Below are 19,823 nucleotides of genomic sequence, written 5' to 3' on the forward strand. Positions count from 1 at the left end.
AAAATAGAGATTAATTAGAAAAAATACTGTAATTTGTCAGGTTTTCAGTTTAGGAATTTTTTAGTAGAATCAACAAATGAAAGAGGTTCTATGCTTCAATTCTATCCTATGATTTATGGAAGGAGGTTTTGAAAGGGTTTACATAAAATAAATGCCAGACAATCCGCTATTCTTGTTTGTTATTCCTGGTTGCGGTTTCTCTATGTAACTTACTATTATCGAGGAGGATGAAAGTAGTGAAATTCAAACTAAAAAAGACGATTAATGTTCTTTTGGCCTGTTTAACAGCCCTGCCTTTGATGTTAACCCCGACAAATGTGTCAGCAGCCAGCGATGCCAACATTAATTTGTCCTCGGAAAAACAGCTGATCAAGGGCTTTGGGGGCATTAACCTTCCTGCCTGGATTGGTGATCTGACTCCCGCTCAACGTGAAACTGCTTTTGGTAATGACCAGAATCAATTAGGCTTCTCCATTCTCAGAATCTACGTTGATCCAGATTCCAATAACTGGTATCGTGAAGTTGCCACAGCCAAACGGGCTATCGAAAAGGGTGCTATTGTATTTGCATCCCCATGGAATCCTCCAAGCAGCATGGTTGAAACATTCAACCGCAATGGGGACACAAATGCCAAACGTCTGAAATACGACAAATATACCGCATATGCGCAACATCTGAACGACTTTGTAACCTACATGAAAAATAACGGCGTAGATCTGTATGCCATTTCTGTACAAAACGAACCGGATTATGCTCATGACTGGACTTGGTGGACTCCACAAGAGATCCTTCGATTCATGAAAGAAAATGCCGGGTCCATCCAAGGTACCAAAGTCATGGCGCCTGAATCCTTCCAGTACTTAAAGAACATATCCGACCCAATCCTGAATGATCCGCAGGCACTTGCCAACATGGACATTCTGGGAGCACATACGTATGGAACCCAGATTTCGAATTTTGCCTACCCTCTCTTTAAGCAAAAAGGAGCCGGTAAAGAACTGTGGATGACTGAAGTGTATGTTCCAAACAGTGACAACAACTCAGCAGACCGCTGGCCTGAAGCATTAGACGTTTCCTATCACATGCACAATGCCATGGTAGAAGGTGATTTCCAGGCCTACGTGTGGTGGTACATCCGCAGACAGTATGGTCCGATGAAAGAGGACGGTACCATAAGCAAACGCGGGTATAATATGGCTCATTTCTCTAAATTCGTGCGTCCAGGCTACCTGCGAGTCGATGCAACGAAAAATCCGGATACGAACACATTTGTCTCAGCCTATAAAGGTGATAACAAAGTCGTCGTCGTGGCAATTAACCGTGGAACTTCAGCCACAAGCCAAAAATTCGTTCTGCAGAATGGTAATGCCTCTACTGTGTCCTCATGGATTACGGACAGCAGTCGAAATCTGGCAAGCGGAACCTCGCTTAACGTATCCAATGGAGCCTTCACGGCACAGCTCCCGCCTCAGAGCGTAACAACGTTTGTTGCCAACGTTACTGGCGGAAATAGCGGCGGGAATACAGGCAGTGGCACTACGTATGAAGCCGAGACCGGAACGTCACTTACGGAAGCTGCCATTGAAACAATCTACACCGGTTACACTGGGTCCGGGTATGTTAACTTCAATGCGATGACTGGTTCGGCCATTCAATGGAACGGCATTAATAACACGACAACAGGTACCAAAAACGTAAAGTTTCGTTATGCGCTGGAAAGCGGCACTCGGAACCTCGACATTTTTGTGAACGGAACCAAAGTCATTAGCAACGAGCCCTTTCCGGCTACGGGAAGCTGGTCCACTTGGGTTGAAAAAACAATACAGGTCCCCATGAACACGGGGACCAATACATTGAAAGTGGTTACCACCGGATCGGAAGGACCGAATATTGACAGCGTTAATGTTACCGCAGCACAATAAACGTTCCGTATGGCTGATGGAAGACATTTACTGTACGTGCAGCTAAGCACTAACCTCTTGAATACTCATCACTAAAGTTAGTGTTATATCAAAAAATGCAAAAAAAGACTCCTTAAGCGTTAGCTTAAGGAGTCTTTTTATTAGATGCGGTCGAGAGGACTCGAACCTCCACGGGGGTTAGCCCACACGGACCTGAACCGTGCGCGTCTGCCAATTCCGCCACGACCGCATATTGTATCTCCGTCATCAATATCGGCGACAAGAAATAATATATCATGCGTAATCTATCATGTCAACACTGAAAATAATAACAATAAAGCCCGAATCAGACGTCCATGTCGATTCGGGCTTTACCTTTAACTGCTACTAATAGTTTGGTTCATTAAAACGGAAGCATACTACAAATTACAGCTTGGAAGGCCAGTTGCCATACCATGCATAACCGCCTCTTCTTTCTTTATCAATATCACTTAATTTGTATTTAACTACCCCGTCACGACCAATAAAGATTGGTTTATCCGTTCCGATCTCATAGAAGCGTGCCCAAATTGGTGCAGCTTTGGAATCAGCGATAATTTTACTATCTCCATTAGCTCTTTCATACTTGTAACCCGTAATTTTCACTTTGTTAAACCAAGCCTCCGCTCCTTTAATGGATGCGGTAATTTTAGCGTTAGCAGGTCTGGTTTTTAGAAATTTAACAATCGTTACACTCTCTCCAGCTGTCAGAGATGGCACTTCGTAGATTCTTGCGCTCGCTGGTTTAAGAGAGTTGGAATCATGTTGTTGTCCCCATGCTGTCAGCTTACCACCTGAAACGACCTGTGTATTCAGAATCGCCTCCACACCTTTGGCAACTGAATTTTTACTGCGGTTAGCAAGTGTGCTGTCGATAAATGAGAAATCACCTTTGCGTGCTGCTACTTCATCCAGCATAATCATTACATTAATCATGGCATCATCATTGTAAGTGATGTGCTTGTGGTATCCGGAGCTTTGGTAAACTTGTGGCCACCCGCCGTTTGAATACTGCATGTTGATCAAAAAGTTAATTCCTTTGATTGCAGCTGTGGAGTAACGCGGATCATTCGTCTTTTTAAATTCCTTCGCCAATCTTCTAATTTCTGAGTATGTAGCCTTGTTGTCTATCGTGGACTTTGCCCACTCTCCACTTGTCTGTTTATAATCTTTTCTCCAACCTCCATCCGGCAGCTGGTTCTTCAAAATATCAGAAATACTCGCTGTAGTACCCGACGCATCTGCAGCAGATACCGTCCCTACAGGGAGAACTGCCATTCCAACTACTGAGAACACCATCGTACATGCCAGGACAAAAGTAATTATTTTCTTCGCTTTCAAATGTAACACTCTCCTATGTTCGTTTTTATAAATCTTCCACTTCTACTTTACGTATGATATACGCCCCGAACCTCCTTTATTTGTATTTATTGCATAATAAAATCAATTTTCATCCAATATGTGGATTGGATAATCAGATAATATGCAAAAAATCGATTTTTGTCAATATATGCAACTTAATGAATATAATCTCTCTAATTCTACATAACGGAATAGTTCTTTTAACTCATGACAAACCTATCTATTTATCCAAATTCGTCTTACACGAATCAATAATGACGTTTTTGTCATGAATGATACCCAAACTCGATCCCTTCTTTCATATAAAAACCTTAATTCCGCTAACATTGAGGTATTACGAAGGGTTTTAAATGGGTTTGACAATTACGCATTTATGCAATATAGTTTCAAATAGTTACAAAAACTTAATTATTCATTGCCGAGTTTCATGTTTGAAAACGGGGGAACCAATTTGGGTGAATTATTCTTATACATAGGAAATATAGGGAACCTTCTACCGAACCCTTAGCTAACTCCGTAGGCATCGAAGGGAGAACATTGATTTTGAAAAAACTGATTATCTCCATTTTTGGAGCAGCTGTATTATTTACATCCGGGGCAACAAGCACAGAGGCAAGCAGTATCAACTCCGTAGTGAACAACATGACAGGTATTCCTTACAAATGGGGTGGCACAACTGTAGCCGGCTTCGACTGTTCTGGTTTTATGAGATATCTTTTCAACAAATACAGCATTGAATTACCACGTACTTCGCAGCAGCAAGCCAAAGCAGGTACTCCCGTATCCAAGAGCAATGTTCGGACAGGTGATCTGGTGTTCTTTAATACAACAGGCAAAGGCATTTCACATACAGGTGTATATATCGGCGGCGGACAATTCGCTCATGCCTCCAGCAGTAAAGGTGTAAGCATCACGAAGTTATCGAATCCATACTTCAATGATCGTTATGTAACAGCACGTCGGGTAACTGGACAGTTTATGTATGATAAAATGTTAGGTAAAATGTGATTCACATACAAAAAGGCATCGGTTATTAACCGGATGCCTTTTTTGCACTTAAAAATGTATGTTGCATTGCTTACTAATGCAGCGCCTTCTGCACTCGCATCGCACCCTGAGACAGGGCATGTCCTCCACCAACAGCTCCAGCCACGGCTACGGTCTCCATAATCTCCTGATCTGTTGCGCCCTTAGCACGGGCTTCTTCTACATGGTAGAAGGTACATACCTCATTGTTGGCGAATAATCCAATGCCAAGCGCAATTAGCTGTTTTGTCTTCGCATCAATCACACCAGGTTGGAAACATTCTCCGGTAAACTCATGATACGACTTCACCACACCTGGCAGCACATCGCTTAATGCTCCAATCTGATCCTTGTAGGCATGAACTTTATCATTCATCAATGTCATGGCTTGTAGCACACCCTCTCGGCTATAGTTACAGATCTTCCTCACTGTACCTATCTTCTCTCCCGAGTGAGCCAATTATGCCAAGAAATCATGGTAATTCCAAACATTTAACGCTCATGGCCCTGCCATAATTACAAGCTGTTACTCACTAAGTGGACTCTGGCGAGGCTCGCTGAACAGCTGATAGCTGTAACCTCGGTCCAGCTTAACGACACGTCGATTCTGACGACGGATAAGTACTTGCTCGCCATCCCAGGCAACCACAATCCCCTTCACGTCGTTCGATTCCAGCTCGTCCCGTACGACTCTAACTTTCTCACCTGACAGACGCAGGGCGTCCAATTCTGTATCACTAATCATCTTCATGGCTCCTATATTTCAAATTTATTTACAAAAAGAGACCTAAATGAAAAGTCATTTAGGTCTCACGTGACTGTATTGGACTGTCATGTCATTCGAAATTATGTCCCGACTGAAAGTTACCGCTGCGCGTGCTCTTTGCTGTCGTTCTTCTCGAACCAAAAATCAAGCACTTTGGCGGACATCACACGTTCTTCAAGGTACTCCACTTGATGCGGTGTAAATTGTTCTTTCCAAGAGAAGGACAACTCTTCGCACAAGCCTACAATCGTCAGTAATTCTGACCAGGCAACATAGCGTTTGTACCAGAAAAATTGAGGATGTTCAATCATATAGGGATAAAGGTCATCGAATTCCGTATGTTTACAATCCAGGGCACGTTCAAAATGAACTTTCGATTCCGCCAGCTTATCATTAAAAAATTGTTCTGTTGCCGGTTGGTTCCCCATGGTGTTGCCTCCTCTCCCTAACATAACCCCATTATAAATGAAATCGGCGGTCATGCAAAGGCATAGTTCAAAAAATAGGCCCTATTCCTTTAAAATGTCACATTTCGTTATCGTCAAATTGTACCGTACCATCGTTCAGGGAACGAATGCGTACCAAGGCTTCCACCGGAATACCCTGTTCACGAATCGTGCGTGCCCCTGCCTGGAAACTTTTCTCGACCACAACGCCGAATCCGACAAGTTCCGCACCGGAACGCTCGATAATTTTGATGACGCCACGAGCGGCATCTCCATTGGCAATAATATCATCAATGAACAAAATGCGGTCATTCTCATGAATGAACTCGCGGGATACCATAATATCAGTTACAATTCCTTTGGTAAAGGACGGTACACGTTCACAGTAAGCATCAGGATCAGCCAGAAGTGTTTTTTTGCGACGGGCGAATACAAGTGGCACCCCCAGTTCATAGGCTGCGGCAAACGCAACCGGAATCCCTGAGGATTCTACCGTGATTACCCGAGTTACTCCACTTTCACGAAAACGGGCAGCGAACTCACGTCCCATCTCCATCGTTAATGCAGGATCAATCTGGTGGTTCAACAGACCATCCAGCTTTAATACTTGATCCGAGATAACCACACCTTCTTGTAAAATTCGTTGTTTCAATAATTCCATGATTTGACCTCCCAAGCCTATCCTATGAGGTAAAAGTATCATATATCTATCTATAAGTTCAAGCGAAATTGCCTGGGAGCTGTCCTTGAGACGCATTTCAAGCCAAAGCTCATTATCGATTGTCATGACTTTCGTGGGTCAAGCATACCTTGTACCATGGTACCCGCATGTCCAAACTATACAGGGGCCTGAGAGGGGAAACACATGAAACAGGCATTTCGGGTGCTGCAGATCGCATTTACATACATCGGAACGGTTGTCGGAGCCGGCTTCGCTACAGGGCAGGAAATTTTGCAGTTTTTTACCCAGTATGGCAAATGGGCCACCATCACCATAGGCTTATCCACCATGCTCTTTGTCTGGTTAGGTACCAAAATGATGCTGATCGCTCACGATACCGGGTCCCGCTCTTATGAGGATCTGAACAAACATTTATTCGGCCATAAGGCGGGCAAATGGATCACCTGGGTGACCCTTCTCATTCTCATTGGCGTGAACAGTGTCATGCTTGCCGGAGCAGGCTCCGTTTTTGTCGAGCATCTGGGTTTGCATTATCAGACAGGTCTGATCGTCACACTTGTAGGGACATATCTGCTTCTCGGTCGAGGCATTCAAGCCATCCTACAAATGAATAGCATCGTCGTGCCCATGATGCTCCTGTTATCTCTGCTCATGATCACCAGTACGATCCATCATCCAGGTGCTTCCCGATTCATCACACTGACGACAGACTCAAACCCTATTCAAGTGTGGCTGTCTCCACTATTGTATACTTCATTCAATCTGGTGTTGGCTCAAGCTGTTCTTGTGCCTGTAGGTAACCAGATTCGTAGTCGGAATGTGCTGAAGTGGGGTGGAGTATTGGGTGGAATTGGCGTTGGTTTCATGCTGATGGCAGCTCATTTTGCCATGTCAGCTCAGATGCCCGGCATCATCCAATTCGAAATCCCGATGGGCAGCATTGCCTTTCAACTTGGATGGGCAGTGCAATCTGTATATGTATCCCTTATTTTCATGGAAATATTCACTACCTTTGTAGCCGATATCTATGGAATGACCTTGCAACTGAGACAACATATACGTGTCCATCCCCGTTTCATTACATTAACCATTATGCTATTGTGTTACTCACTCAGCCAGTTTGGATTCAGTTCCCTGCTGTCCATCCTTTACCCCATCTTTGGAAGTATGGCATTAATCTGGGCTGCCAAATTGGTACTGAACCGCTGGGGCACCTTTCGTAAACGCAACAATATATAAATCTCACGGTCCATGTATTTCATGAATATGAGCATCCGTTTGCCTTCCAACCACAATTCACCGAGGGTACTCTTTCCTTAAACATGATAAAAAGCCGCTGTTTATCACAGCGGCTCGCACTTTTTGCACTACGTTTTAGGCTTGGCTAGGAAACTGTAGATACATCTTTTTCAACTCATTGACCGATCTGCCGAGCGAGTAATGTGTTTTGGCTTTTTCACACGCTGAACGGGCAAGTTCATAACGATAAGCGGGGTCCAGCATCACCTTTTCAAGCGCTTCAGCTAATGCAGAAGGATCTTCTGCCGGTACAAGCAACCCATTACTACCGTTCTCGATCTGTTCCGGTATCCCACCTACATCCGTACCCACAAGGGCAAGACAACTCAGCGCCGCTTCAGCGAAGACGGAACCAAATGCTTCTGCCCGTGAAGGAAGTACAAAAATATCAAAGAATGGCATGAATTCCTCAGGGTGCAGTGTGTAACCATAGAAGATGGTCTCATTATAGATCCCCAATCGCTGCGCCAATTCTTCCAGGTCAGGACGAATCGGTCCATCTCCAATAATATGTAACACATAATCATGACCTCGGCCCTTCAGTTCCGCACAGGCTTTGAAAAGAATATCCAACCCTTTTGCCGGAACAAGTCGACATACCGTGACCAGCTGTGGTATCGCATTATCATGAGGGATCGGCTTAAAGCGCTTCTCATCAAATCCATTGGGAATCACACCGATGACATCAGGTTCCTTCACGTAGGGAGCGAGATAACGACGGAACGAATCCGACACCGTCAAGAGGCGCTCTGCCTGGTGTTCCAGCTCACCATATATCGCAAGCAGGAATCGATGCTCCGGTCCATCCGTTTCAATGCGTCCATTAAGGATTAATTCTCGTTCATAACTGGAGTGAATCGTCTGAATGAGGGGTGTATCCGGGAAAACTGTTTTCATCGCAAGTCCTGCAATTGGGTGGTGGGCATGGATCAGATCATAGGGCTTCTGAATTCGCAGTTTGGTCCACCAAAGATAATCACGATATGTTTGAATATATTTTTGGACAACAGGACTATCCTGATATTCAGTCCAGTCAAACGTTTCGAACTGAACTTCCTCTCTGCCCTTATTGCGAATTCGCTTTGGCAACGAGAACAGATCCATTTCCCACCTCGGGGTTGTAAATCTCTCTTGCATATACGGAATCATAGAGGATACACCTCCGGGCTGCTCCGGAGGAAAGAAAAGCGCCTGCAGCAATTTCACCGTTAGTTTCCCCCTTTCTAACTTACGTACTGCTCTACTATCCATTATGACATAGGGAAGCCGGAACATCTATATTACGATAACTCGTATATACAACATATTCATGAAACGTTCCCCTCAGAAGCAAAAGCTTTAATTCAGCAGTCCATCGCTTGCGGTTGTCGTCAACATATTCATAGGATAGTCAGAATTCTCAGCTCAGTGGCTCCACGGGCTTCTCATATGTACTGTAACCATCGGTCACTCCCAAAAAAGTATACCCGTTCCTCGCGTAAAAGGCGTTCAACGTAGCATTGCTCGCTCCGCAATCTAACCGAAGATTATGTTTGCCTTCAAAATGTATGCCGCTGCTGGACCATTGCAAAATGGACCGTCCTAAACCGCTCTGAGCATATTTTCTTCGAATCGCTAACCGATGCAGATAAATTGCGCCATCCTCGGCATGAGCTTTTGAACCCCAAAGATGAATATCCCAAGGACTTGGCTGAACCAAAAGGATGACCATCCCCGCTACGTCCGCCCCTTTTTTGAATACAAACACATCCCCACGGCGAATCGCCCCTGCCGTATCATGTGAATCTTCACCTTTAAGCAAAGCGTTCCATTGGGAAGAACCTTGGCTCTGTAACCATTCGGCTGTCTCCACCAGCAGCGACATCACATCCTCCGTATCTTCCGGCTTCGCCTGAACCGCTTGAAAACCATCGTTAATATATTCGCTACTGATCCTGAATGAGTGCCTCATTGTTCTCCTCCGCTTCCTGATCTCTTTTAAACTAATGGTACTATACCGGGAAATGGATTTTTCGTCAAAATGAATGAGAACAAAAAAAGGTAAAAGGCAGCTGCCTTTTACCCATCTATTCTGGCTTCATCAATAATCTGATTTCGATACAACATCGTAAGGTGCAGGGTATCAAACTCCATTTCCTTGTCCAACTCCTGCATCAACACTTCGACCAGGCTCTTTCGCTGAATACTGGTACCAGGAACCTCGTAATCAATGTATCCCGTCAGATCGGAATGAGAAGTGTCTATTGTTGCTGTTCCCACAGGCAATCCACCTCGTTCCTGAAGAAACAGCTCATATACCCGGAACTCCCGATCCTTACGCTTCAACATGACATAACATGTTTCTTCAGCAGCTTCCAATTCATCCAGATCCGATTCATCGGTATCCTCAAATTCCTCGGAGAAATCGCGATGTACCCACTCTAGCGTTTCGAGTTCGTTGCCCTGATGCCACATGCGAATCGTAATCGTATCGATGATATCTTCATCCAGCTCTCTGACCAGCAACTCTGCCGCAGCTTCCAATTGATTCTCTTCCGGCTCGTCATACCAGTGTATTTCACCTTGTACATCAGCGCCATATTGTTTTAAGGAAGCTTCTGCAAGTTCCTGCCCTTCGACATCATTGAATATATACGTCGATATGCTGCGTCCTGCGCTTACCATTTCCATCTCCAGAACCTGATCCCGATCTTCATATGTAAACGATTCGGCTTGTGAAACAGGAATTACCTTACTTCCACTGCTACCTATATCGTCATAGCTGCCTTCGTCATGATTCCTCTCTTCAGACGGCCACACTGTCTCTGACTCAGGCTGATGCAGAACCGAATGTAATGAGCCACAACTAACCAACACTTCATAATATGCAGCTTCCAACGCATCTGCAAGAGATCGAACATAGGCATGCACTTTTTCCACGATACGTTGCTCTGTATCATCTGGCAGAGACTCCTGCTCGATCTGAAGACTACCTGATAAACGATCTCCTTCTCTGTACACAAGGAAAAGTGAGCCTGCATATTGACCATTGACCATCACGTCCTGTACTTCTCCACCTGATGTCCGCAGGTCTGCAACCAATTCCACATCATATTTCATCACGCGTCCTCCTCCATTCCTAACGTTATTCTCTTAGGATGCCCCTGAGGACGGTAGATTATGAGGGAAGCGTGCATTTCAAATATTAGATGTAAGGTTAGACGGATAACACATATTTTTGGATCGCGTGTGCCACTCCCTGCTCGTTATTCGAGAGTGTAACCTCGTCCGCAGCAGCTTTCACCTCGTCCGGTGAGTTATCCATGGCAATGCCTTTGCCCGCAAAGGTCAGCATCGTAATATCATTGAAGTAGTTACCAATCGCCATGATCTCCGAAGGCAAGATTCCCTTCGATTCGGCAAGCCTTTTAAGTGCAGCGCCTTTGGACGCTTCGGGATGCATCAGATCAATAAAAAAGTCACCACTCCGTGTCATATAATAAGGCAGATTCCAGGTAGACCATTCCTGAAGTACTGCATCCATCTGTTCAATCGGACCAAATGCAGTGAACTTCGCCAGCGGTTCTGTCATGTCAACCCACTTGGGTAACTTCAATGGCTCGGCCATAAAGTTGTAATACATCTCACGCACCTGCAAACCCAAACCTTCCGGTTGATCCACATATAGACCAAATGCCGTATTGATGTCAAAATGTACTCCATTGGCTCGACAGTACGATATGATCGGCTCTAGTCCTTGTCCATCTAATGCAAAATGATGAACCACCTCACGGGTATCCACTTGCGCCGTTACGGCACCATTATGTGTAATCACATATCCATCCAGTCCCATCTGCTCCATAAAAGGAATCGTGTTGGCAGGACCTCTACCTGAACACAGAACGATCTCTGCTCCCTGACGGGAAGCTTGGATCAAGGTCTCCTGAGTCCATTCGGTTAGTTCATGATGATCATTCAGCAGTGTTCCATCTACATCAAGTGCAATTAATTTATAGGTCATTCTAGCTTCATCCTCATCTGTTAGTAGTCGCACCCACCCAAACCCTCCCTTCCGAGGGAGGGCCCCAGAGGGCTCTGCCCTCTGGACTCCCGTCTTGCGCAACGGTGTTAGGTCGGGTCTTGCTATGTCACGGTTGGCGTAGGAACGCTTGTTGCCGGGCACACCGCTGGTTAGCGGCGCTCCCGCCCAAGCTTAACCGGGACCATTACGGGCAGGGCTTCGCTCTCTGCCCGGCTCCCTGCTTCACTTCGTGAAGAGCGGGAGCTTTTTCGCCTTCGGCGGTTAGTATCGGGGCTTTGCTTCCCTCCACGACTCCCTGCTCCGCTTCGCGAAGGACGGGAGCTTTCTCGCCTTCGGCGTTAGTATCGGGGCTTCGCTTCCCTCCACCACTCCCTGCTCTGCTTCGCGAAGGTCGGGAGCTTTTACTTCCGCAGAAGGCTCAACTCATCTGCGGTTAGTTCACGATAGCTTCCGATAGCAAGATCGGAAGCTAGTTCCAGCTCACCCATGGCTACGCGTTTCAGATAGACCACACGCTTGCCTACCGCCTGAAACATACGTTTCACTTGGTGAAACTTCCCTTCGTGAATAATAAGCGAGATCGACGAGATCGTACCTTCTTCCGTCTCTTCCTGACCAAGTATAGTCAGTTCGGCCGGCAGCGTCTCGTATCCGTCATCCAATTGAATGCCCGCCTTGAAACGTTGCACATCCGCTTCATCCACGTTTCCCAGCACACGGGCTTCATAGGTTTTGGGCACATGCTTGCGTGGAGATAACAGATCATGGGCAAGTGGACCGTCATTCGTAAGAATGAGCAGTCCCTCCGTATCCTTATCCAGTCGTCCCACAGGAAAAGGATTGAACACCCGATCCTCTTTGCGCAGCAGATCCAGTACCGTCTTATCTCTGTTGTCCTCGGTAGCAGACACGACACCCGGAGGTTTATGCAGCATCAGATAGATCATCTCCCGATACACAATCCGCTCTCCATCGGCTTCAATGACGTTGACCTCGGGGTTCACCTGTACCCCGCTGTCTTTCACCGCTTTGCCGTCCACGTGGATTCTGCCTTGTTTCACCATCTTTTTAAGTTCACTTCGTGTTCCCACACCCATATGGCTTAATATTTTGTCCAGACGCAACGTTTGTTTTCCTTTTCCACTCATACCGATGTCCACCTCCAACCTGCCGGATATTCATTCTTCAGTACACCATCCAGCCATTTTCCCCAGCCAGCGGCATAACCATCTACACATACAAGAACATACCCTTTGGCAAACGTATCCGCCTTGAGCACCACTCGTTCTTCTTCAATATTTAACGTTTCACCCTTGAGGTATCTCACGGCTTCGCCATCAGCGGATGACAGATTTACGCTTCGCCGTGCTTCAGATGTATTCAAAGCACACACAAGCGGGTGGGACGGAACAAATCGTCCATTCTTAATCGTGCCCATAAACCAGCCTGGACGAATGACTTTCAGTCCCTCCAACCGAGCTGCACCAACTGATGATTGATACACCCGATCTCCGTAACATACCGTCTCTCCAGTTAACTCAATCTCCAATTGTTCTTTCATAAACTGACTGTATATCGCAACCGGATCAATACTTGCCGGATCAGCTCCGCGTCCCTGACCTCGTTCCGATTTACGTCCACCGTGATCTTTACCTTTTTTACTCTGTCTACCCGAATTCTTGCCGCCACCAGCCTGTCTGTCATGGGACTCTCGGGATTCGATTCGCAATAAACGTTCCTTTTTACGATCAGCCTTGGTCATAGCAATTGAAGAAGCAGCAATAGAGTGATCCTTGTTCCCCTCTGCTTCAATCCTGGACACATCCACGACCTGTCCATACTCCATTGCTCCTTCTTTAACTACTCCAGGTTGATCTGTTTCTATTTCTTGCCCTGCACGATGCTGCAACACAGCGACATAATGCCCCTCTCCTTCCAAAAGGTGAGGCCACAATCTTGCGGTGCCACGCGTTTGATCCAGTACAGCTTCCGTCTCCTCTGCCTTCTCTGGCATCATCTTACGTACCCATTCCGGACGTCCTGGAGCAAATCCTTTTTCTTCAGGAATGTCCCTGACAACGAAATCATGGTTTACATTCAGAAACTCCGCAATCATTGCTTCGTTTTCCTCCGGCGCAAAGGTACATGTCGAGTACACGATAGTTCCGCCCGGGGCTAACAATCGTGCCGCAGTCTCCAAGATATCTCGCTGCATGAGCACACATTTTTCCACCGAATGATGTTCCCATGATTTCACCATGTCCTCATCCTTGCGGAACATGCCTTCACCTGAGCAAGGCGCATCTATTAATACTTTGTCAAAATAATGAGGAAATGCATTTGCGATCCGCTCTGGCGACTCATTCAAAACAACCGCGTTACGCACCCCGTACAGTTCCACGTTCTTGGCCAGCGCTTTGGTGCGTTCAGCATGGATATCGTTCGTCACAAGTACACCCTTGCCTTGCAGCTTTGCAGCAATCTGTGTTGTTTTTCCTCCCGGAGCAGCACACAGATCAAGCACGCGATCTCCAGGCTCCACCTGCAATAATTCAACTGGAGCCATTGCACTTGGTTCCTGTATATAATACAGGCCTGCATGATAATAAGGGTGCAGCCCCGGTTTAACACCATGAGGTACATAGAATCCTGTCTCACACCACGGAATAGGTCTTAGATCAAACGGAGCAATCTCATCGAATTGTTCCATCGATATTTTTAGCGTATTCACTCTCAGTCCCGCATGAGGAGACTGTTCATAAGATTTCATGAATTGTTCAAACTCATCACCAAGCAAACTTTTCATTCGCTCAGCAAATATCAAAGGTAACTTTACACCCATATTCCCACTCATCCTGTCTTGGTAAGATTGCAATATCGTTTTATTTTATCATATCCAAGCTTTGCTTTCCTATCATATCGTATCTATTCCACTACAGCGTGTAATGTAGTATAATGGCAAGTAGATTGATTCCTGAGCAAAAATTCGGGTGTTTATGCATATTATCCCAACCTTTATTTTTGCCCAAACTATATTTCGATATGATCGATGGGGGATGTCCAATGAAATCCAAGAAGAAAAAGAAAAGTGCTGCGATCCTTATTTTCCTGGGTATTTTAATCATTATGATTGCAGCACTGGTTGTCGTAGACCAGCAATCCAAGAAACAGATGGATTCAGTGGAAAATGCTTATGGCATCGCTGCTTCCAAGCTTAATCCAGCTACACGGGAGCTACTTAGTGATCCCAACTATCAACAAATTATTGTTCCCACTGATCTCAAAGCCAAAATCGATAACAAAGACAGCTTTTTTGTTTATTTCTTTGCTTCCGACTGCTCGCACTGCCGTGCAACAACACCTCAGTTGATGCCACTGGTTGACAGTGAAGGTATTGAGCTTCCGCAGTTCAATCTGCGTGAATTCGAAGCAGGATGGACCGATTACAATATCGAGTTCACGCCTACACTCGTCTATTATGAGGCTGGTGTCGAGAAAGACCGTATGGTTGGCGGACTGAAAGAGAATGGCAGTGACCAAGGCTACACACTGGATGATTACAAACAATTTTTCCAAAAATATAAAGGCAGTGCCGCTCCTTCGGCAAGCTAACTGATAGATCCGTTTCCACAAGTATCTACAATCAGGCACTTGTATCACCAGACACTGTTCTGTTGAAGGACAGGCTGCGCCACCTGCAATCATCTGAATATGACGCAACATTCAAAAACACCCCGATCGTTCCCTTTACAGGAATCGTCGGGGTGTTTCATATACATGGAACTTCATATCCATGGGATGCTCATTTGAATGTTAACGCTGATTACGGTTCAACTTTTACTCTGATCCATCGCCTTCATCTTCTCTTCGTATATTCGCCCTCTGGTAGGACTCCGGCGTTGCGGAATATTTGGTTTTAGCTCAAGCGATCTTCTAGATATCTCTTGTTCTAAGACCTCATCAACAATTCGTATGGACAAATCCCTATAAGTCACAGACTGAGCGTCAGGCTCAGACAGTTGCTTCACGATTGCCTTTACTTCCTGTACCAAAATCCCAAGCTCAATGCCCAGAGTCGTAGCAGGATAAGGTTCCAGAAGATCAAGTGAGCTCTGTAACATCATCGTTCCTCCGCGGAGATTGCCATTCCTGAAGTGGTATAAACCAACTGCAATTTGCAACAACCCTTTATAGAGAGAATCCCGGTTACGTTCCAGCCACAATTCTTCCAACACCTCATGACACTCGAAATAATCCTGATCCCGATTGAAGTAGATTAAGTAGTCAACGTACAGTGGCTCATAGATGCTCATCCGGGTTTTCGCCCTTTCTGGCGTTGTTCAGAAGTTTCTTCACGTCATCCAGCAAGTCTTTGAGCCCTTCCATATCATGCCGTTCCCAGTAATCGTTAAATCGCTTCTGTGCTTCAATTGCTTCACTGACAAGGTGGTAGAAGTATAATTGATGAATGATATTCAATGTTCTTGACACGATATTGGAATCATCCTCAAATGCCTTCTGCGCCTCCAAAATCTGTAGACGAATAGCAGACATCTCGTTGTCCAGTATAAACGCGGCCTCAGCCGTTTTTTTCAGCCTAGTTCTCATCTCATCAGGTAACCCTTCGCGAAACTTGTAACTCAGCGAATGTTCAATGGTAGCCCAGAAGTTCATGGCAAGTGTCCGGATCTGTATCTCGGCCAAAACTTTCTTTTGTCCCAGAGCCGTCTGAACGGGATACTCAATAATCATATGGAAGCTACGATAGCCGCTCTCTTTGAAATTCGTAATGTAATCTTTCTCAATGAGTACCGTGAGATCCTTACGACCTCGAATATACTCGGCAACCCGACGGATATCATCCACGAACTGGCACATAATGCGGATACCTGCAATATCCTCAATGCCTGTTTCCACGTCATCAAGCGACACATTCAGTCGTCTGGATTTCTCCAGAATACTGGATATTTTTTTGACACGACCGGTAACGAATTCAATCGGGGCATACTCTTCCCGTTTCTTCAGTTCCGCTCGCATTGTCTTAAACTTGACTTTCAATTCCTCTACCGCTTGTTCATAAGGAAGTAAAAATGTACCCCAGTCTCTACCGTCCATGCTTATGCCTCCTGTCTCTATAGCGTCCCCTGTTCTATTCCATTATACATGATGTTTGGTGGGGGGAAGAGTCCCGAACCATTTTACGCTCTTCCCATGCTTCTATATTTCATTCCGGGGATTCACATTCCTTCTTAACGATGCTCCGCACCAACCGCTTCGGAGATATGACGATAACCGTCCTTGCGCAGCAACTCACGCAGTCCGGCATGAATGCGCCGATTCACCTCAGGTCCTTCATAGATCAATGCTGTATATATTTCGACCAAGCTTGCTCCGGCTTTAATTTTCTCGTATGCATCCTCACTTGTGAAAATGCCACCTGAACCGATAATCGGAAGTTTGCCTTCGGTCTGGCGATAGATCTGGCGAATAATCTCCGTTGAACGATCACGTAGAGGTTTACCGCTCAGACCGCCTGTTTCCTTCGCATGTTGGTGGGAAAGTCCTGTACGACTGATGGTTGTGTTCGTTGCAATAATGCCAGCAACACCGCTGTCTGCAATTGTGCGAACCATATATTCAAGTTCCTGATCATTCACATCCGGTGCAATTTTCACCAGAACGGATTTGGTCGCTCCGCCCGCTCGTGCATGCTGCACGTTCATCTCGTTCATAACCGCAGCGAGCAGTTCCTTCAATTCATTCCCATGTTGCAGATTACGCAAATCCGGTGTATTTGGTGAACTGATATTAACCACGAACAGATCAGCATAATCGTATAGTGCCTGAATGCACTTCGAATAGTCCAGGTGAGCTTCCTCATTAGAAGTTGCCTTATTCTTGCCGATGTTAACAGCCACTGGAATACGCCGATCCTGTAGACGTGCCAATTCACCTGCCATGGCTTCCGCACCAAGATTGTTGAAGCCCATTCGGTTCACCAACGCCTCATCTGGAGGCAAACGGAACAGCCGTGGTTGATCGTTACCTGGTTGTGCAAGTGGTGTCACGGTTCCCACTTCCATGAATCCAAATCCGATGGAAGAAAAGCCCGTTACGGCCTGCCCATTTTTGTCCAGACCCGCAGCCAGACCAACAGGTGTAGGGAAATGACACCCAAACATGTCAACAGCCAGATCAGACGTTTCACGAACGCCGTACATCACACGCAGTCCGGAAGGAACTGGACGGATGCTACCCACGCCACTAAGGCCGCCAATAATCAGATGATGGGCCTGTTCAGGGTCCATTTTGAACAACAAAGGTTTAGCAAGACTTCTGTATAACAAATCACTCACTCCGTTCTGGTCCGGTACGCCAAAAAGCCGTTGTCCGTCTTTTCATATGTAAAAAAACACTCTACTCACAAGTTTATCTGTTTCTTATTAAAAAGGAAAGTAGTTTGCGCATAGACAGCACAAATCGAATAATACAAAATGCTCACAAGAAATCCACCCGCCCACTGGAAATGACGAGTTGAATTCTTTACAATGAGAGCATGGTTACTCTACACCAGTTCTATTCCAAATAAGGAGGAATAACTCATGGCTCCCAAACGTAAACCACCTGCATTACAGCAAAAGAAAGAAGAAGTGAATCGCAAAGCCATTGCATGGACAGCAGCCAGTGTAGGCGGCTTGATCATCATCATTGGTGCTCTTATCATTATTGCCAACATGTAGATGATTCAGGCTGAATCCATCTGATTCTACATATCAAACAGATCAATTCAGCCAGTGATACGTTTTGTTCGGATTATTTTGCTTTGGAACAAGTGTATGCTGATAACGCTGCTTTGCTTCTGGAACAAGCGTCAGATCTGGCAGTACATCTTCTCCAATGCGTACCGGAGTGCCTTGCGGAGCAAGAGCGAATAACTCTTCTACATCTCCTGTACGCATTCTCACACATCCAAGGGACTCATCCAGTCCGATACTGTTTGGCTCGTTGGTCCCATGGATGGCATAATTTGTATTCGAGAGTTGCATACCTCTGCTTCCGAACTCCCCGTTCGAGCGTCCATTCGGATTGACCACTTTATCTGTAATGACAAATGACCCCTCCGGTGTTCGATCACCGCCAAGTCCCACATCATACATACGAACAATGGTATCCCCACTAATTAATGCAAGTTTATGTTTATTCTTATCAATGACAATCTCCAGCGGTTCCTGCAAAAAAGGCTGACCTCCCAGCGTATCTGCAAAAGCGGCATTTTTGCCTTGAGACAAATTCGAAGATGTTGAACCATTCTCTTTACCACTCGAATCATTCTTTCCTTCCTGTGCCTTTCCTTGATGCAAAGCTAACAGCTTCGGAAACATCTCGGGCATCCCTGACGCAGTCTCTCCCAGAATATTGTTCGGAAATGGCTGAGCCATTTGCGTTACACTCTTAGGCCAAGCGTCATTTTTTTTGCGATAGGCAACGATTGCACTTGATAATGATGCAGCTGCTTCCTGCTTGGCGGTCCACGCCAAGGCCATCTTTTTGATTTTCGGTGTAATTTCAGGAGGTTCACAGTTACATTGCTTGGCATCATAACTCTGTGCAGTTAATTTCCCGCTTGTATTGGTTTGTACTATGTATTTCACAGGCATATTTCGCTTCCATAAAGACCAGTCATCCGAGGTTTGCATACCCAGTACAGCAGAGGTCTCTACTTTTGGGTCAGACCCGGACCAGGCAGCTGCGAGCGCAGCCTCGCCATGATTACCTCCACCAAATGCCGCAGCAGTGAACACATTGCTTGGCGCAATGGATGCAGTTCCAACCTGTTTATCCGCTTCTACAGGCGCTTCGATGTCATCTGTGGATTCCAGTGCTGCTGACAGTGCGTCGGCCGCTTCCCGACTGAAACCCGGAGCGTCCGCAGGTGGCAGACCTGCCAGCACAAGCAGCATGAGCAACGTGAGCCACATTTTGCGTCTACGTTGTTTTTTCTCCTTTTGCTCAGACATTTCCACCAGTTTATCCTGATAGTCTACCCAGATGTCAGCAGGAGCTTTACTGCGTTCAAATGCCTCATAAACCTCGCCCGCTTGCTGAAAACAATAGTTGGCTTTGGCCTCCTGTCCTTCGCCCAAATATTCCTTTCCGAGCAAGTACCAAGCCATTTTATTGTCGGGATGTTTCTTGACATATGTTCTTAGATGAGTATTTTGCATCCGATCCTCCACTATTTCGCCTTTTTCCGTATATCATTATATATCGGCATAACCAG

At 45.8% G+C, this 19,823-nt stretch carries 20 protein-coding genes, 1 tRNA gene and 1 riboswitch; of the genes, 5 read left to right on the forward strand and 16 right to left on the reverse strand.

Annotated elements, in window-relative coordinates:
* Positions 1-236 precede the first annotated feature (236 nt).
* Positions 237-1,922 (forward strand): carbohydrate-binding protein, encoded by a 1,686-nt coding sequence (locus MHB71_RS14585; RefSeq protein WP_127543925.1) that lies wholly within the window; start codon positions 237-239, stop codon positions 1,920-1,922.
* A 145-nt stretch (positions 1,923-2,067) separates the two neighbouring features.
* Here MHB71_RS14585 and MHB71_RS14590 read toward each other — a convergent pair.
* Together MHB71_RS14590 and pelA are read right to left on the reverse strand one after the other, a co-directional pair.
* Positions 2,068-2,151, reverse strand: a tRNA-Leu gene (locus MHB71_RS14590).
* Between the two features lie 176 nt (positions 2,152-2,327).
* Positions 2,328-3,290 (reverse strand): pectate lyase, encoded by a 963-nt coding sequence (pelA, locus tag MHB71_RS14595; RefSeq protein WP_340030022.1) that lies wholly within the window; start codon positions 3,288-3,290, stop codon positions 2,328-2,330.
* Positions 3,291-3,708: 418 nt separating this feature from the next.
* Positions 3,709-3,840, forward strand: a riboswitch (cyclic di-AMP (ydaO/yuaA leader).
* A 5-nt stretch (positions 3,841-3,845) separates the two neighbouring features.
* On the opposite strand from pelA, the gene MHB71_RS14600 reads away from it, so the two are divergent.
* Positions 3,846-4,310: a C40 family peptidase gene (locus MHB71_RS14600; RefSeq protein ID WP_036609611.1), complete on the forward strand. Its 465-nt coding sequence runs from the start codon at positions 3,846-3,848 to the stop codon at positions 4,308-4,310.
* Between the two features lie 73 nt (positions 4,311-4,383).
* On the opposite strand, the gene MHB71_RS14605 is transcribed toward MHB71_RS14600, so the two are convergent.
* The 4 genes from MHB71_RS14605 to MHB71_RS14620 all read right to left on the reverse strand — a co-directional run bounded on the left by MHB71_RS14605 (position 4,384) and on the right by MHB71_RS14620 (position 6,201).
* Entirely contained in the window at positions 4,384-4,713 is a 330-nt protein-coding gene (locus MHB71_RS14605; protein ID WP_017689352.1) for a carboxymuconolactone decarboxylase family protein, read from the reverse strand.
* A 141-nt stretch (positions 4,714-4,854) separates the two neighbouring features.
* Complete coding sequence (locus tag MHB71_RS14610) at positions 4,855-5,073, reverse strand: hypothetical protein (RefSeq protein ID WP_036609613.1); 219 nt, start codon at positions 5,071-5,073, stop codon at positions 4,855-4,857.
* Positions 5,074-5,192: 119 nt separating this feature from the next.
* Positions 5,193-5,522 carry a hypothetical protein gene (locus MHB71_RS14615; RefSeq protein WP_036609615.1) on the reverse strand — a complete coding sequence of 110 codons (330 nt, stop codon included), beginning with the start codon at positions 5,520-5,522 and terminating at the stop codon, positions 5,193-5,195.
* Positions 5,523-5,619: 97 nt separating this feature from the next.
* Positions 5,620-6,201 carry a xanthine phosphoribosyltransferase gene (locus tag MHB71_RS14620; protein ID WP_036609617.1) on the reverse strand — a complete coding sequence of 194 codons (582 nt, stop codon included), beginning with the start codon at positions 6,199-6,201 and terminating at the stop codon, positions 5,620-5,622.
* Positions 6,202-6,405: 204 nt separating this feature from the next.
* On the opposite strand from MHB71_RS14620, the gene MHB71_RS14625 reads away from it, so the two are divergent.
* Positions 6,406-7,461, forward strand: a complete 1,056-nt coding sequence (locus MHB71_RS14625) for a hypothetical protein (RefSeq protein WP_076326933.1) — start codon at positions 6,406-6,408, stop codon at positions 7,459-7,461.
* Positions 7,462-7,596: 135 nt separating this feature from the next.
* Here MHB71_RS14625 and MHB71_RS14630 read toward each other — a convergent pair whose 3' ends face one another.
* The 6 genes from MHB71_RS14630 to MHB71_RS14655 form a co-directional block, all read right to left on the reverse strand.
* On the reverse strand, positions 7,597-8,727 hold the full coding sequence (locus MHB71_RS14630) for a glycosyltransferase family 4 protein (RefSeq protein ID WP_036609621.1): 1,131 nt from the start codon (positions 8,725-8,727) through the stop codon (positions 7,597-7,599).
* A 193-nt stretch (positions 8,728-8,920) separates the two neighbouring features.
* Complete coding sequence (locus MHB71_RS14635; protein WP_340030023.1) at positions 8,921-9,472, reverse strand: GNAT family N-acetyltransferase; 552 nt, start codon at positions 9,470-9,472, stop codon at positions 8,921-8,923.
* Between the two features lie 107 nt (positions 9,473-9,579).
* Positions 9,580-10,620: a hypothetical protein gene (locus MHB71_RS14640; protein ID WP_340030024.1), complete on the reverse strand. Its 1,041-nt coding sequence runs from the start codon at positions 10,618-10,620 to the stop codon at positions 9,580-9,582.
* Positions 10,621-10,717: 97 nt separating this feature from the next.
* Positions 10,718-11,521, reverse strand: coding sequence for a Cof-type HAD-IIB family hydrolase (locus tag MHB71_RS14645; RefSeq protein ID WP_315936455.1), 804 nt, complete (start codon positions 11,519-11,521; stop codon positions 10,718-10,720).
* Positions 11,522-11,943: 422 nt separating this feature from the next.
* Positions 11,944-12,690, reverse strand: a complete 747-nt coding sequence (locus MHB71_RS14650) for a pseudouridine synthase (RefSeq protein WP_036670158.1) — start codon at positions 12,688-12,690, stop codon at positions 11,944-11,946.
* Complete coding sequence (locus MHB71_RS14655; protein ID WP_340030025.1) at positions 12,687-14,384, reverse strand: RsmB/NOP family class I SAM-dependent RNA methyltransferase; 1,698 nt, start codon at positions 14,382-14,384, stop codon at positions 12,687-12,689. The genes MHB71_RS14650 and MHB71_RS14655 overlap by 4 nt, the downstream gene beginning before the upstream one ends.
* Positions 14,385-14,605: 221 nt before the next feature.
* Here MHB71_RS14655 and MHB71_RS14660 point away from each other — a divergent pair, with 221 nt between their 5' ends.
* Positions 14,606-15,154 (forward strand): thioredoxin family protein, encoded by a 549-nt coding sequence (locus tag MHB71_RS14660; protein WP_036609632.1) that lies wholly within the window; start codon positions 14,606-14,608, stop codon positions 15,152-15,154.
* 218 nt (positions 15,155-15,372) lie between these two features.
* On the opposite strand, the gene MHB71_RS14665 is transcribed toward MHB71_RS14660, so the two are convergent.
* The 3 genes from MHB71_RS14665 to MHB71_RS14675 form a co-directional block, all read right to left on the reverse strand.
* The gene (locus MHB71_RS14665; RefSeq protein WP_036609634.1) at positions 15,373-15,855 is read right to left on the reverse strand and encodes a DUF309 domain-containing protein; all 483 of its coding nucleotides are present in this window, start codon (positions 15,853-15,855) and stop codon (positions 15,373-15,375) included.
* Positions 15,842-16,657, reverse strand: coding sequence for a GTP pyrophosphokinase family protein (locus tag MHB71_RS14670; RefSeq protein ID WP_036609636.1), 816 nt, complete (start codon positions 16,655-16,657; stop codon positions 15,842-15,844). The genes MHB71_RS14665 and MHB71_RS14670 overlap by 14 nt, the downstream gene beginning before the upstream one ends.
* A 134-nt stretch (positions 16,658-16,791) precedes the next feature.
* Complete coding sequence (locus MHB71_RS14675; RefSeq protein ID WP_017689366.1) at positions 16,792-17,889, reverse strand: quinone-dependent dihydroorotate dehydrogenase; 1,098 nt, start codon at positions 17,887-17,889, stop codon at positions 16,792-16,794.
* A 255-nt stretch (positions 17,890-18,144) separates the two neighbouring features.
* On the opposite strand from MHB71_RS14675, the gene MHB71_RS14680 reads away from it, so the two are divergent.
* Positions 18,145-18,282 carry a hypothetical protein gene (locus tag MHB71_RS14680; protein WP_017689367.1) on the forward strand — a complete coding sequence of 46 codons (138 nt, stop codon included), beginning with the start codon at positions 18,145-18,147 and terminating at the stop codon, positions 18,280-18,282.
* A 42-nt stretch (positions 18,283-18,324) separates the two neighbouring features.
* Here the strand turns inward: MHB71_RS14680 and MHB71_RS14685 are convergent, their stop codons facing one another.
* Entirely contained in the window at positions 18,325-19,767 is a 1,443-nt protein-coding gene (locus MHB71_RS14685; protein ID WP_340030026.1) for a L,D-transpeptidase family protein, read from the reverse strand.
* Between the last annotated feature and the right edge of the window lie 56 nt (positions 19,768-19,823).

Source organism: Paenibacillus sp. FSL H7-0940, from assembly GCF_037979415.1.
Classification (GTDB): Bacteria; Bacillota; Bacilli; order Paenibacillales; family Paenibacillaceae; genus Paenibacillus; species Paenibacillus amylolyticus.

Excerpts from the sequence above, each read along its gene's own strand:
- MHB71_RS14665 (WP_036609634.1), bottom strand. The coding sequence starts at position 15,855 with ATGAGCATCTATGAGCCACTGTACGTTGACTACTTAATCTACTTCAAT.
- MHB71_RS14610 (WP_036609613.1), bottom strand. The coding sequence starts at position 5,073 with ATGATTAGTGATACAGAATTGGACGCCCTGCGTCTGTCAGGTGAGAAA.
- MHB71_RS14670 (WP_036609636.1), bottom strand. The coding sequence starts at position 16,657 with ATGGACGGTAGAGACTGGGGTACATTTTTACTTCCTTATGAACAAGCG.
- MHB71_RS14650 (WP_036670158.1), bottom strand. The coding sequence starts at position 12,690 with ATGAGTGGAAAAGGAAAACAAACGTTGCGTCTGGACAAAATATTAAGC.
- MHB71_RS14640 (WP_340030024.1), bottom strand. The coding sequence starts at position 10,620 with ATGAAATATGATGTGGAATTGGTTGCAGACCTGCGGACATCAGGTGGA.
- MHB71_RS14645 (WP_315936455.1), bottom strand. The coding sequence starts at position 11,521 with ATGACCTATAAATTAATTGCACTTGATGTAGATGGAACACTGCTGAAT.
- MHB71_RS14625 (WP_076326933.1), top strand. The coding sequence starts at position 6,406 with ATGAAACAGGCATTTCGGGTGCTGCAGATCGCATTTACATACATCGGA.
- MHB71_RS14620 (WP_036609617.1), bottom strand. The coding sequence starts at position 6,201 with ATGGAATTATTGAAACAACGAATTTTACAAGAAGGTGTGGTTATCTCG.
- MHB71_RS14615 (WP_036609615.1), bottom strand. The coding sequence starts at position 5,522 with ATGGGGAACCAACCGGCAACAGAACAATTTTTTAATGATAAGCTGGCG.
- MHB71_RS14655 (WP_340030025.1), bottom strand. The coding sequence starts at position 14,384 with ATGGGTGTAAAGTTACCTTTGATATTTGCTGAGCGAATGAAAAGTTTG.
- MHB71_RS14635 (WP_340030023.1), bottom strand. The coding sequence starts at position 9,472 with ATGAGGCACTCATTCAGGATCAGTAGCGAATATATTAACGATGGTTTT.
- MHB71_RS14605 (WP_017689352.1), bottom strand. The coding sequence starts at position 4,713 with ATGACATTGATGAATGATAAAGTTCATGCCTACAAGGATCAGATTGGA.
- MHB71_RS14680 (WP_017689367.1), top strand. The coding sequence starts at position 18,145 with ATGGCTCCCAAACGTAAACCACCTGCATTACAGCAAAAGAAAGAAGAA.
- MHB71_RS14685 (WP_340030026.1), bottom strand. The coding sequence starts at position 19,767 with ATGCAAAATACTCATCTAAGAACATATGTCAAGAAACATCCCGACAAT.
- MHB71_RS14660 (WP_036609632.1), top strand. The coding sequence starts at position 14,606 with ATGAAATCCAAGAAGAAAAAGAAAAGTGCTGCGATCCTTATTTTCCTG.